At 50.2% G+C, this 13,892-nt stretch carries 10 protein-coding genes; 3 read left to right on the top strand and 7 right to left on the bottom strand.

Annotated features, from left to right (window positions below):
- Window positions 1-30 precede the first annotated feature (30 nt).
- Window positions 31-1,992 carry a tetratricopeptide repeat protein gene (locus HII30_RS05120; protein ID WP_246246113.1) on the bottom strand — a complete coding sequence of 654 codons (1,962 nt, stop codon included), beginning with the start codon at window positions 1,990-1,992 and terminating at the stop codon, window positions 31-33.
- A 228-nt stretch (window positions 1,993-2,220) separates the two neighbouring features.
- On the opposite strand from HII30_RS05120, the gene HII30_RS05115 reads away from it, so the two are divergent.
- A complete protein-coding gene (locus tag HII30_RS05115) occupies window positions 2,221-6,075 on the top strand; it encodes a DUF7507 domain-containing protein (RefSeq protein WP_169503919.1) in 3,855 nt (1,284 codons plus the stop codon).
- A gap of 352 nt (window positions 6,076-6,427) precedes the next feature.
- Here the strand turns inward: HII30_RS05115 and HII30_RS05110 are convergent, their stop codons facing one another.
- Genes HII30_RS05110 through HII30_RS05100 form a run of 3 tightly spaced genes read right to left on the bottom strand, consistent with a single transcriptional unit; the run spans window position 6,428 to window position 8,991 of the window.
- Window positions 6,428-7,405 carry an ABC transporter ATP-binding protein gene (locus HII30_RS05110; RefSeq protein ID WP_169503918.1) on the bottom strand — a complete coding sequence of 326 codons (978 nt, stop codon included), beginning with the start codon at window positions 7,403-7,405 and terminating at the stop codon, window positions 6,428-6,430.
- Between the two features lie 12 nt (window positions 7,406-7,417).
- Window positions 7,418-8,218 carry an ABC transporter permease gene (locus HII30_RS05105; protein WP_169503917.1) on the bottom strand — a complete coding sequence of 267 codons (801 nt, stop codon included), beginning with the start codon at window positions 8,216-8,218 and terminating at the stop codon, window positions 7,418-7,420.
- A complete protein-coding gene (locus tag HII30_RS05100; protein WP_169503916.1) occupies window positions 8,215-8,991 on the bottom strand; it encodes an ABC transporter permease in 777 nt (258 codons plus the stop codon). Before HII30_RS05100 ends, HII30_RS05105 begins: the two co-directional genes overlap by 4 nt.
- A gap of 222 nt (window positions 8,992-9,213) precedes the next feature.
- Between HII30_RS05100 and HII30_RS05095 the strand changes: the two genes are divergently transcribed.
- Together HII30_RS05095 and HII30_RS05090 are read left to right on the top strand one after the other, a co-directional pair.
- Complete coding sequence (locus HII30_RS05095) at window positions 9,214-9,573, top strand: hypothetical protein (protein ID WP_169503915.1); 360 nt, start codon at window positions 9,214-9,216, stop codon at window positions 9,571-9,573.
- Window positions 9,574-9,664: 91 nt separating this feature from the next.
- Complete coding sequence (locus tag HII30_RS05090) at window positions 9,665-10,192, top strand: YobA family protein (RefSeq protein ID WP_169503914.1); 528 nt, start codon at window positions 9,665-9,667, stop codon at window positions 10,190-10,192.
- 400 nt (window positions 10,193-10,592) lie between these two features.
- Here HII30_RS05090 and HII30_RS05085 read toward each other — a convergent pair whose 3' ends face one another.
- From HII30_RS05085 to HII30_RS05075, 3 genes are all read right to left on the bottom strand, one after another.
- A complete protein-coding gene (locus HII30_RS05085) occupies window positions 10,593-12,164 on the bottom strand; it encodes a glycoside hydrolase family 43 protein (protein ID WP_169503913.1) in 1,572 nt (523 codons plus the stop codon).
- A gap of 33 nt (window positions 12,165-12,197) precedes the next feature.
- Window positions 12,198-13,127: a glycoside hydrolase family protein gene (locus HII30_RS05080; RefSeq protein ID WP_169503912.1), complete on the bottom strand. Its 930-nt coding sequence runs from the start codon at window positions 13,125-13,127 to the stop codon at window positions 12,198-12,200.
- Window positions 13,128-13,506: 379 nt separating this feature from the next.
- On the bottom strand, window positions 13,507-13,845 hold the full coding sequence (locus tag HII30_RS05075; RefSeq protein WP_169503911.1) for a thioredoxin domain-containing protein: 339 nt from the start codon (window positions 13,843-13,845) through the stop codon (window positions 13,507-13,509).
- Window positions 13,846-13,892 lie beyond the last annotated feature (47 nt).

Below are 13,892 nucleotides of genomic sequence, written 5' to 3'. Positions count from 1 at the left end.
CCAGGTTCTTCAACCTGTCATCCTGCTCCTTTAGGACAGATACATATTTTGACCATACATGCTGCTCAGCCGCTCTGCAGCCTCATCCAAAATGTCCTCAGTAAAACCATCCAGAGATTGAATCCCCTTAATTTTATCCCCTACTGGCATCTCCTTCTCATAGAACAAGCTCCAGTTCACGATATGCTGAACCGTCTGCTCGTGCTCAAGCTGCCCAAAGTAAATATGAGCTTTATACAGATAGCTTTCCGCATGCTCAGGTATGATGTCCAACACCTGATTGAATGCCTCAAGCGCTTGGTCTTCTTCATTATTTTTAAAGTGGATCTGACCCAGCCGATAATATGCGCCCGCATGCGCAGGATACACATGCAGGTATTCCAATACGTCATGCTTTGCTCTGCTGTAATCCTTCATCGCATAATAGACACTGCTTCGCAGACTGTATAATTCTGCAGCTGCCGGATCCAGTTCCAGCCCGTGGGTACAGTCGGATGCTGCCTGTTCCAGCTGGCCTGTCTCCAGGAAGCATCCGGCTCTGAATTCATACAGCTTCACATGTCCGGGGGTAGCCCGGATCGCCCTGCTGTAGGATTGAATAGCCAGATCCCACATGCCCATTTCTTTATAAATATGCCCGCTGGCAGATAAGTAAGCCGGATGCTGCTCATATTCCGGATCCAGCTCGATCGTCTTCTGAAGCTCCAGTAAAGCTTCCTCATTCCGGCCCTGCAGGTAAAACACATAGCTCCGCTTGTTGTGAAACTCCGGTGCATCCTCCAGCTTCAGCGCCTCGTCCAAAGCCTCTACTGCAGAAGACAGTTCCCGCCGTTCTATCCCGATATCTGCACGCTGAATGTAATTGGCTGGATCATCATTTTCCAGCTTTAAAAGCCGGTCATTCATGACCATCGCCTCTTCATACCTCCCTAATCGGTACAGGCTGTCCGCCATCCAATAACAAACAATCGGTGTCTCAGGCTGCCGGTGGTAAAGCTTGGAGAGCAGTGCCAGCACCTGCTCCTCCTCTCCTCCTTCCCGAAGCAGCCGCACAAGCTCAGCATACGCCCGCAGTTCATCCGGGTCCTGATGCAAAGCCAGCTCCAAATCTTCTCTGGCTTCGTCACTTTTGCCCCAATCGGCCTGCAGCTGTGCCCGCTTCAGATATAAATCTACGGCACCCGGGTATTTTTCCAGCCCCTGGGTAAGGGCAGCTATACCGTCTTCATGCCGTCCCAGCTGCAGATACAGATCCGCCAGCAGCAGACGGAAGGAGTAGGTCTCTTTCATCTGCCGCTGAAAGGTCATAAAGGCGCCGCGGCTATAATTCGTTGCCTGATCGAAGAGAGTATAGCCCTGATCCGGCTCTGCTTCATACTTGTCGGCCAGAGCTGTCCCTTGAAGCAAAACCTCCTCCGCTTCGGAAGCTTCCCCGGTCAGATTAAGACAACGTGCAAGCATAAAATAATACATCGGTATGCTGCGATCGGCATCCTGCAGACTTTTTCTAAACCATTCGATGGCGGCGGCAGGGTTACCGCTTTCGTAATACGTCATGCCCAGTTCATAATACGTAGATATTACGGTTTCCGGGGCTTCGCGCTTGATGCATTCCTTGAGATCTGCAGCCGCCTTTTCGTAATCCCCCAAATCTTTATAGGTGACTCCCCGGGTATACCAGTTCATATAATAGTCCCGATTCAGCCCGATCGCTTCATTCAAATCTGCAATCGCTTCTTCATCCCGGTTCAGTTCACGCAGAATATGCGCACGCCGCTCGTAAGCTCTGGCCGCGCCCCTCTGATCTATGACTTCCCCCAGAAACAACAGCGCTTCCTCCGATCGGCCGGTATGATGCAGAAGCTCGATATATCCCATCTGATCGTCCAGAGCTTGTATTGCACTCCGGCCTTTCTCCATATACTGCAGCGCCTTTTCCAGGTCCTGCTTCTTGCGGTACTGCTTGCCCATCCAAAGCCATATCCTGTCCATCCATATCATATAGAGATTCACCCTTCGAAGAAAAATACGTCCAGTTTATAAAAGCTTATGAAGTGTATCTCCTATATTGAACAAAAGAAAAGGAATTGTCCAGCACGAAAGGCGCACGAGAAAACTTGAAGCGAAAGCATAGACAAGCTGCAAATTATGTCATGTATTAGCATTTTATCGGAGCAGAATGAATATATATGTGGCAATGCAAAGAACAGGAGTGATGGAATGACGTTTGTGAACCGTTTTTTCGCCAATGAAACGGGGGCCCTCTCCTTCACCGGAAACACACTGGGATTAAGCCGGTCAGAGCGGGTTGGCATCCCGGGTACGGTAGATAGTATCGGGGCGTTTATTACAACCAACACGGCCAGCCAATTCGGCAGTTATCCCCCCGGCACCACGGATGACTTCATCTTGAATTCATCGTCTGCGGTGCTCGATATACCTGCTGGAAGCACGATCCTGTACGCAGAGCTGGTCTGGGGCGGTATGTACATCAACAACCGGGTCAATCTCAGTCAATTTATCAATCGGCCCGTTACTTTCACCACACCAGCTGGTACTTATCAGGTGAGTCCGGATCCCGAGACGTCTTTTGAGGTGCTGCTATCTGTAAGTCCTAATTTTCCGAATGGTTTTGCTTTTACCAGGTCTGCGGATGTGACGGGTCTGGTGACCCTGGGCGGTCCCGGCACCTACACCACTGGCGGGGTTGTCGGCACGCTTGTCATACCCGACCCGACCTCCAATCATGCAGGCTGGACGCTGGCTGTCGCCTATCTTAATCCTTCGCTGCCGCTGCGCAACCTTTCTATCCGTGTAGGCGCTGCGGTTATTCAGGCGACTTCAGGACCCGAAGATACGGTAATTACCGGGTTCGCTACACCCCTGTCGGGAACGATTAGCGGGCGTATTCTTCTGAGTGCCCAAGAGGGTGATGCTAACAAAACAGGTGATCAGGCCCTGTTTGGACCTGATTTAAGCACGCTAGCCGTTTTATCCGGGCCCAACAACTTTGCAAGAAACTTCTTCGCCTCCCAAATCAACGGTAACAACGGCCTGCTGGATACGTCGGGTACATTCGGCAACCGCAACCAGATTAACGGTACTCCCGGCAGTAATATTGTCGGCGGCAGGCAGGGCTATGACATCACCAATGTTGATGGAACGGCAGGCCTCCGGAGAAACCAGACTTCAGCTATACTTCGATTGACTACATCCGGTGACGGCTATTTAGTGAATGCGAACGGGATCCAGGTCAATATTGATCCGCCTCTGGTGAATGTGAGAAAGAGCGCTGAACCCGGCGAAGCGCTTGTAGGAGACATTGTCACCTACACCATTGTTGTCACTAATGTAGGTCAGGTACTGGCTCAAAACAACGTAATTTTTGATGAAGCTATTCAGGGCACTGCATTTGTGGATGGCAGCGTTGTGGTCAACGGCGTGTCGCTGCCGCAGGATAATCCGATCCTTGGGGTATCTGTCGGCGATATTCCTCCCGGAGATACAGTAACGCTGACATATCAGGCCAGCGTTGTGTCGCTGCCGGAACCGCCGGAGCTTCGTAATCAAGCAAGAGATGCTTTTTTCTTCCGCCCTACACCGGATAGTCCGCTGCTGAGTGTCTGGGTCCCTTCCAACCTGGTCCGGGTGCCTGTATTTGAACCTGCCGCGGAGCTCGTCAAGAGCGCAAACCAAAGCCAGGTGCTGGTCGGCGATACGATCGAATACACACTCCGGATTACCAATACAGGCAATATTGCCATTGACGTTACTGTCAGCGATCCCATTCCGGTAGGAACTTCATTCGTACCCGGAAGTGTAGTTGTCAATGGAACACCACAGCCCGGTGACAACCCGGCGAGCGGCATTAATGTAGGAAGACTCGAGCCCGGTCAAAGCGCAGAGGTTACTTTTCAGGTGAATGTCACTTCATCCCCTCCTGGCAATGTCATCACGGACCAAGGTCTGGCCTCCTTCACATTTACTACACCTGGCGGAAGAACAGGCAGCGGGAATGTAGACTCCAATATTGTGGATATTCCGGTCTCTTCTCCGGTGGTGACTGTTACGAAAAGCGGGACTCCAGCGTCAGCTGTTGTCGGAGAGACGATCACTTATACCGTTGTCATCCAGAATAATAATGCAGCACCGATCAATCAGGTGGTATTAACTGACCCGCTGCCTGCGGGTGCCGAGTTCGTACCCGGCAGCGTGACGGTCGATGGTGTGCCGCAGCCTGCTGCAGATCCGGCGGCCGGAATTCCTGTCGGTACGATCCCAGGGAACGGCAGTGCAACGGTTACCTTCCAGGCTGCGGTGAACAGTCTGCCGGAACCGCCGGAACTTGTGAATCAGTCGAGGGTTGATTTTGTTATTGGGGCGGCTGCTGGATCGAGCAGTTCCGATGCAGTAATTATCCCGGTTTTCGAAGCAGCACTTCAAAACGTAAAAACAGCAAATCCACAGAGTGTTGTGGTTGGAGATACTATCACCTATAGTGCGTTCTTGGAGAACACCGGAAATGTACCGCTAAATGTTACGGTTACCGATCCGTTATCTCCTTTCGTTACGTTTACTCCGGGCAGTGTCACGGTTAACGGCACATCGGTCCCTGGCGCGGACCCGGTAACCGGCATTCCGGTCGGCGTTATTCCGCCGGGAGAAGCAGCAGAAGTGTCCTTTGATGTTGTACTGACAACCCCACCGCCGGACCAGATCATAACCAATGCCATCACCGCCGATTTCACCTTCCAGCTTCCGGACGGTCGAACCTTTACAGGCAGTGTAGTTTCCAATACCGTTATTGTACAGGATCCGGTTACCGATATTCAGATCATTAAGACCCCGGACAGAACGACAGCCACCGTAGGTGACGTCGTAACCGATACGATTGAGGTCCGCAATACCGGTTCCGCCGTTTTGACGAACGTCGTCGTTCGGGACGAACGAACGCCGGGCGGTGCTATCGTGCCGGGCAGCGTCACGGTAAACGGGGCGCCTGTACCAGGAGCCGATCCAACCCAAGGTATAAATATCGGAACATTAGCCGTGGGTGAAACCGCAGTGATTACTTTCCAGGAACAGGTTCTGTTCGTACCGGAAACCACAACCATCAACGACCAATCCTTTGTCACCTACACTTCCGGCACGGTTAATTTGTCCGGCGTCTCTAACCCCGCCAGTGTGCAGATTCTGTCTCCTATACTCACAGCAACCAAAGAAGCGGAGCAGGATGTTGTCACCATTGGTGATCCGGTTCATTTCGTTATTACGATTACCAATTCGGGAAGTGAAACGACAGATGTCATTGTCATAGATCCTATTCCTGAAGGAACCGTCTTTGAAGAAAACAGCGTCGAACTGGATGGGCAGCCCCTGCCTGGTGAAAATCCGGCCAATGGCGTCTTTATTGGAACGGTCAGTCCGGGACAGACGGTCACCTTCGTCTTTCATGTGAGGGTCGTTTCCGTTCCGCCAGGCGGCCGTGTGGTCAACCGAGCCACCATTCGTTACGCATTCACACTGCCAGACGGCCGTGTCATTGAACAATCCCTGGAGACGAACCCGGTCTTCGTTCCGGTCATACCGCCTGTACCGCCTGTACCGCCTGTGCCTCCGGTACCGTCAGGGCCTTCGCCGCAGCCGCCGCAGCCGCCAATTGTTCCGCCAGCACCAACGGTCAGAAAAACCGCGAACCGGACGCAGCTGGATATCGGAGAACGAGTACTGTTTAGCGTGTCAGTCATCAATGATACGGGAGTTCCACTCGAAAACCTACTATTGACAGATGCCACGCCGGCAGGTCTGGAATATGTTCACGGCAGTGTCCGGATTCGCGGTGCACAGCAGCCGCTGGCAAATCCGGCAGCAGGTATTATCCTTGGCAATCTGGCTCCCGGGGAATCTGTGCAGGTCAGCTTTGAAGCTGTCGCCCGCTTTATTCCACCGCAGGCACTCAGCGAGAACCGTGCCGCTCTAGCATTCATCTTCGTCCTTCCAGGCGGAGGCAGAGATCCCGGCAGTGCCCTGTCCAATCCTGTATTCATTATCATCAAAGAGCAAGAGGAAGAATAATTAAGGGCTGCTTCATAAGGAAGTTTCTTTTCCTTATGAAGCAGCCCTTTAGTATCCAGCGACTGCCACCCCGATTTCTTGGCGATTACATATTTCAGCGGGCAGGATAGCCTGCTGTTCTTAAATAAGCCTGTTTTTCAAGCTTATCTCTTCAAAAATAGCAACAAATGTTCCGATAAGACTGATTTTCAGGCTTATTTTGGTAGTTCAAGCCTGCTTTTTATCTATAATACCATTATCAGCTAGTTTAAGATTGTTTTTCAGGCTTAAACGCCACAGCAGTCGAAAAATGAGCTCAATAAGATTGGAATTCAGGCTTATTTTTTCCTCCCCTAGGAGAGTCATTTTTACATTAATATACTTTATGGATGATCTCCTCAAAATCAGGATCCTTCATCTCAATATCATCCAGCTCTCCCCACTCCCCCAGCTTCTTCATAACCTCGAGGGTATTGATCTCACGCCGGTTCGCTGTAACTTTAATCGTGCTTCCTTCGGCTGAAATGATGCTTATCGGCAGCTGTGCCAAGTCCGAGGCCGCCGGCACCTGAAAAGTGCCGCGGTAAGTCACGGTAATGAGCGTCGGCAGCCCGATCGTTTCCCGCAGCGAAGGAATGCTTCCATCGTAGGTTACCGCACCATGATTGATCACCATCACACGGCTGCACAGCTGTTCAATATCATCCATATCGTGCGTGGTGAGAAGGATCGTCTTGCCGAACTCCTGATTTAGCCGGGCCAAAAACTCCCGTATGCTGCGCTTGGCATTCACATCAAGACCTATTGTCGGTTCATCCAAGAAAAGGATTTCCGGATCATGCAGCATCGCTGCCGCCAGGTCTGAGCGCATGCGCTGACCCAGTGACAGCTTCCGGACCGGCGTGTCCCAGAACGCCTGCAGGTCCAGCAGCTCGGACAACTGACCCAGCCTCCGCCGCTTGTCGATATCATCCACGCTGTACATTTTGGCCAAAATATCATATGAGTCTTTCACCGGCAGGTCCCACCACAGCTGGCTTCGCTGGCCGAATACCACACCCAGTCCCTTGACAACCTTGCGGCGATCTACATGGGGATTGAGTCCGCCAATGCTTACCTCACCAGAAGTGGGATGCAGAATACCCGATAGCATCTTGATCGTGGTCGATTTACCCGCACCATTCGGTCCGATATAGCCCACGAATTCACCCCTGTCGATCTCAAAGCTGATGCCCCGGACCGCCTCTTTCGTGATGTACTCCCTCGAGAAAAGCGTCCGCAGTCCCGAAAAGCGGCCCTCACGAACGACCGGGGTCTTGAACTCCTTACGTATATTTTTCATATGAATCATCATTGTCTCCTCCTAGCTTCCCGCACTCTGGTATTTGGTGATGCCGTACTTCCAGAATCTCAAGCTCAAGGCCAGACTGATTCCCGCAGCAGCTGCAGCCGCCGCAAACACCCAGGGCCCGAGTTCTCCGCGAAGAATGTACAGAGAAGGCACATAATTGACAAAACCGACAGGTAAAAGGGTCAGCAGCAGTGTCGACATCCATTTCGGGTACAGGGTCAGCGGATAACGGACAGCCGTCCCGGCCGCGTCTTCCGTGATGTTCTGCAGCTCGCTGATGCGCGTTGTCCAGAAACCAAGGGTTGCAGTAGCCAGCCCGATCGAGAACAATATGATTGAACCTGTCACAATGATGTACAGGCTTTGGGGAATGGCCTCCCACCCTGTCTGCCCAGCAGCCATCATGCCGCCAAGGGACCAAATGAGGAGAAATCCCCCTTGCAGAACCTCTCCGAGCATGATCCGGAAGTTTTGCGGCATGAGCGCAAGCAGCACAGGCATGGGTCTTGTCAACAGCTGGTCAAGATCACCGGTTACGAGGTATTTTTCGAGATGATGCACTTCATCGGCCAAAGTACGGTACAACGTCTTGGAGAGGATCATGACAGCAAACAAGTAGCCGATCTCATACATCGACCAACCTTGAATCGCACCGAACTTGTGCAGTACGATGGCTACCATTAGAAATTCAGAGATCTGGATCAGTGCAGCCAGAAAAGAAGCCAGAATAAAATTAAACTTGTACTGCATGCGGCTTCGGATACTGGTACGAATCAAGAGACCGTACAGGGAAATCCAGGCTTTATGGTTCATCCGCCCTGCACCTCCACTTTACGGCGCAATACTCCTGTCACCAGCAGACAAACTGCGGTCAGCAGCACACACCAAAAGAGCGTGCCCCATAGCGCAGACACACTGCCTAAACCGAGGTAGAATCGTGTCGGAACATACAGCAAATATGGATAGGGTGACAGCCAGGCGATGTTCTGCAGCCACTCAGGCAGCCATTCCACCGGGATGAAAAATCCGGCAAGCAGATTGATCATGGCATGATTGCCCCAATAGAGCCAGGAAGATTCTGTCGTCCAAAGGGCAGATGCGCCGATCAGATAATTGATGCAGATGGACATGTAAGCCGCACCTGCCAGTGATAATCCGGCATAGACAAGAAATGAAAGCTGAGACGGGAAGGTTAAGGAGAACGCGAAGTAGTAAACAACATAGATCGGGATGGATTTGTACAGAAACTGGTAGGCAATCTGCCCCCACTCCCTGGCCATAAGATGGGTGAACAGGTGGACGGGGCGCATCAGATCGAGCGAGATATGCCCTGTCCTGACGGATTGTGGAATGCCCAGACCATTCGTAACGAAGCTTGAAACCCATAGTGCGGCTTGCGTAAAGGCGATGTAACTGACCATCCCTTGGGTCCCATATTCCCCTAGCGTGTAGTCGGCTCCCAGCCCAATCCAGATACAGGCGTACAAAAAGCCAAAAACAGCGCTGGCGATATTATGTATCATGTGCGCGCCGCGGTACTGCAAATTGCGTGAATAGGCTTTGGAAGCCAGGGTGAAATAAAGCATGTGACACCTCCGATAAGTTGATTGAGACGGCGGACCCGTCACTTCAGACAAGGCGAAAAAGAGAGAAGGACAACAGAATACCAGATCCACCCAGAGGTGGCAAGAAGTTTTTTTGAGGGGTGTCTGCACGTACCCCAAGATCTTACTGTTTAGAGGAAACTTTCACGTTAAATAAGACGTTGTAGTAGAGAGACTGAGCATCTAACAAGTGAGGTGAATAAAATGAAAAAAATATCACTGGTGATTTTCCTGGTAATATTAATCGGTTGTTCCACTAAAGAGGATAATTTAACGCCTTTTCTATCAGATTCAGAAGGAACTTTTATGGTCCATTTATTCAACGATCATCGAACAAATTTAGAAAATGAGTTGTTGGAATATATGAATTCGAGCGATAAATTGTTGAGGGTTATGAAAGGCATTCAGTTATATGATGTTGGTACAGAAGATAACCAATTAAGAGCTGAGCAGCTTGAAGTCAATAATTTCCCTACAATGATTATAACGAATAATAAAAAAATTATTGTAAGAACACAGGATATTCAGGAAGTTAAGGACTTTTTCGATAAAGTAATACAATAAACACGCCTGGGAGCATTGATATAGATTTTTCTGTTTAAAGGGAACTTTTGAGCTGGCAAAGACGTCTATGTAGACGAAAGGAGCTGACCGTATGACCAAAATCATTACTCCGCTCATCCTGCTGCTGTCACTTCTCTACTCAAACAGCCAGGTGGGAACCTCCTATACACCTTTATGGGGAGAGCCTGGAATAGAGGGATACGTGGTGCAAAAAGAAGACGGCCGCTTTCTCGTCGTCAGCAGCGAGGCTCAGAACTTCAGCGCTCGTGGAGGCACTGAGGAATTTTATGACGCCATCTGGTTTCGGGGCATGAGTGAGCAGGTCTCGCTGGGAGAAAAAGTGCAGGTGTGGTACAGTCATGTGCTGGAGTCGTATCCCGGGCAGTCCAGTGCCGAGAAGCTAAACATGCTGCCCCGGATTTCTCCTTCAGGGGCTGTGATGAGTGAAGCAGAAGCCGTCCGCCAGGCACTGGCATCTGACAAATTGAAAGAGCACAGAGTTCCTGTGGTGAAAAGTGTCGACTATGATGAAGGCCATCAAGTGTGGCGTGTCCTCTTTCTAGTTGGAGAGATTTCAGGGAAACAAGAGCTAACCATTGAGGTTAAAGACCGTAAATAATCAAATTTCGGTTTCCACATGCAGACAGGTAAGATATTGTGCCCATGCGCCGCTCGTTCGTCGGATTGTATGTGGTTTTCCACATACAATGTGCACATGACCCGCTCGTTCGTCGGATTGTATGTGGTTTTCCACATACAATGTGCACATGACCCGCTCGCTCGTCGGATTGTATGTGGTTTTCCACATACATTGTGCCCATGCGCCGCTCGCTTGTCGGATTGTATGTGGTTTTCCACATACATTGTGCCCATGACCCGCTCGCTCGTCCGATTGTATGTGGTTTTCCACAAAACGGGGCCGCCTCATAAAGATCTATGATCTTATGAGGCAGCCCCATCTCTCCTGTCCGTTTCAATACCAAACATGTTCACGCGGTATTCCCTTGCGTTGGATATATTTATTCCGCCGGGCCTGCCTGGTCACCAGACTCGTGGAAAAAGCTCTCCACATCGATATAGCCCTGCTCCCTTTCGTGGTTATAGCCATAGATCCCGATCCGGTCGCCCCGATAGTTCCCCCATCCTAGTTGATAGACACCACCAAAACTTATGTAATGGTCTCCGTCTACGCTGTATTCAAACTGGCTCTCACCGTCTAAATTCCAAACTGATCTTAACCAGATTGAGGTGGAATCGATGGCAGGTCCCCATTCCATTATGCCTGAGTTGTTATACTTCAGAACACGGGTCCCCTCCTGCTGCTGGATACCAATCGTACAAAAAGTTTGTGCAAAATGGCAGAGGCCTGCTTCCTGATCATCCACCATGCCGCTGAGATCGATTTTGACCGTGGCCTTGTTGTGCACCGTGCGATACGCTCGCTGGGCAATGGTGTTGCATACCTTGAAGAAATCGCCCCGCTCGGAAGGCACACATGCATATAACCGCAAATAACCATGCCGCTCCGTTAACGACCACTTGCCGGCCTTTGGCTGATGATTCCATTCCCAATGCGGCTTGAGAACAGCACTCTCAAAATCGTCATTCATAGTTAGAGCAGATGAGGTATAGCCATGGATTGGCTTGCGGCCGCCCCATACCATCTCTCCGATGCCATCACCGTCGGTATCCTCACCGATGATCGGCCATCCATCCACCCATGTCACAGGCAGCAAGTGAAGTGTTCTACCTTCGTGATAACCGCCTGTTCCTTGATGGCTGATGAAATACCACTCTCCCGCAGGCGTCTGAACAAGTCCACCCTGATTGGGCTCCCGATCGACTTCCATGCCATGGGTATGGATTAGCTCTTTTTCCTCATATGGGCCGTATATATGCTTAGAACGTAACATCATGACGACACGAACTTCCCCAACCTCTTTTTCGCGGATCTCACTATGAAATAAATAATAGCTTCCGTTGATTTTATATAGCTTGCTCGCTTCACTGCCTTTGTATTGATGGATCACCTTCGCACTGTCATGCAGCAGGGTTTTCCCATCCTCACTCAGTTGAAAGAGATGAATTTTATAGTTATCGGCAAAATGTGTGGCAACCAGATATCCTTGACCGTCATCATCCCAAAACGGGCAGCAATCATCCCAGCCTTCCACTTCCCAAACGCAGTGAAGCGGCTCCCATGGTCCCGCTGGATCTGCAGCCGTACTCATAAACAGCCCTTCATCGGGCGTAAAAAAATAAACCCAGTACTTATTCTGATGAAATCGGATCGCTCCTGCCCAAACTCCTTTTCCATAGCGATTCATTACATCATGACGGTAATCCGGTCCGATCCTTGTCAAATCGTTTACGACGTGTCCAATTGTGCTCCAATTAACCAAGTCTTTCGAATGCAGCACCGCCATCCCCGGGGAACAGTGCAGCGTAGATGAAATACCATAATAGTCGTCGCCGACTTTTATCACATCCGGGTCGCTATAATCCCCAGGCAGCACTGGATTCACATAAGTACCGTCCCCTTGATCTCCCCAGTATCCTTTCTTCGAAAGCACAGCATATTCTTCCTTCATCTTAGATGCTCCTCCCAAGCTTATGTTATTTACCTATCCTGTAGATTCCGGGTGCAGTATCAGCTCAACGTCTTCGTCTCTGTTACAAACCAGATTACCGTCCACCACATCGAGCCGTGCAGCTTGTATCGAAGATCGCCGCATGCCATATGTCTGATCCGGATCATAAGTTCCAATACGTTCAGGATGGGTAAAATAAAAAATGTATGCGTTATCATCTTGCACAACAACATCAGCATGCAGACCGATCGTACCGTCATCCTCCCGAGTACCCGGTTTATCGAGAATGAGCCCATTTCGTTCCCACTGCTCCAGATCTGTCGAGCGGAACACACCTTGACCCCTCCACTCATCAACAATCATCCAGTAGTATCCTTTAAATTCAAATACATTTGGGCCTTCATGAGAGCGATGCGTCAGAACGGGACCAACTACCTCCCAATCATGCAAGTTCAAGCTGTCTGCCGCATAGGTTGCCGAACCATTATCCTCGTCTTTGTACCACATACGAAACCGGCCGTCAGGCATCCGGTACACGCATGCGTCGATCACACGGTCCGAACTAAGCTTGACTTCCGAATGATAGGTCCAGGATAACAGATCAGGGCTCGAGTAATGGAGAATGTTTCTTTTATGAGACTCCCATTGATCAGGTACCCCTTGAATATAGCTGACGTACATATGATAAGTCCCCTCATGCCAGATTACCTCAGGTGCCCAGAACGTATTATGGCCCCATTCGATTTCCAGGCCGTTGAGCGTACCACGATATAACCAATTCAGACCGTTCTTCGACGACGCAACGCCGAGGTCCGTACCGTGAACCCATGCTACACCCATTCCAGTCTCTGTCGCTCTGCGATTCGTATAAATCATCCACCATTCTTCGGCTTGCCTGTTCCAGATTACAACCGGATCGGCAGCGCCGTCATAGATGGGATCACGAAATAATGGCGCTTTCATTTTATTCCTCCTTGATCAGAAGTTTTTATAATAAACGCTTGCCAGCCCCATCGTATCAAATAACTATTTGAATAGCTATATAGATTTGAGGCTCGAATACAAGACTGTTCAGATCAGTAATATTGTGTAAAATAGAGTAAACCACCCTTAATAAAAGAAAAAAGAATGGAGTGAATAATATGTGGCTGCCCCTGATCCTGTTTGTTTCAGCCGGATGCTTTGGCTTTGCTCTGCTGTATAAAGTTCTTACTTTTATCCCAAAAATGAACAAACCTGCAGCCGGCCTTTGCTCTTTCATACTGACGGCCCTATTCCTGTTTCAATGGATGGGTAATGTAACACTCAACCTTCTCAGCCCAATGCCGTAAGGAAGGAATCCCTAAGATTCCATTCCGAGCACTTCTTCATACCGGATCAGCACCTGCTCCAGTTCGTCCATTCGCACAAACCTGGCGGCCCGGTACACTTCCTTTCCTTCAAAAAAGACCAATACTACCGGGGATGTCAACGCTATATATACAGACGCCGCCTCCGGAACCTTCTCGAGATAGGCATACCCTCCTGATACGCTCTCATTCTTATCCAGCATTACGGCCACCTTGGCCTGAACCGCTTCACATACGCCGCAGTGCTGTGTTTTCAGCATGAGCACATACAGCGGATGATGACTCACCGCAGCTGTCATCTCATCAAGCTGAAACATTTCCTTCATCATCATAAGTCACCTCCCTTTCAGATCCTGTCTGCTATTGTAATACTGAGAAA

The sequence above is a fragment of the Paenibacillus lemnae genome, assembly GCF_012933385.1.
In the GTDB taxonomy this organism is placed as follows: Bacteria; Bacillota; Bacilli; order Paenibacillales; family Paenibacillaceae; genus Paenibacillus_AQ; species Paenibacillus_AQ lemnae.
The sequence above is the reverse complement of the archived record's forward strand: the minus strand, read 5'-3'. Positions and strand labels throughout refer to the sequence as shown.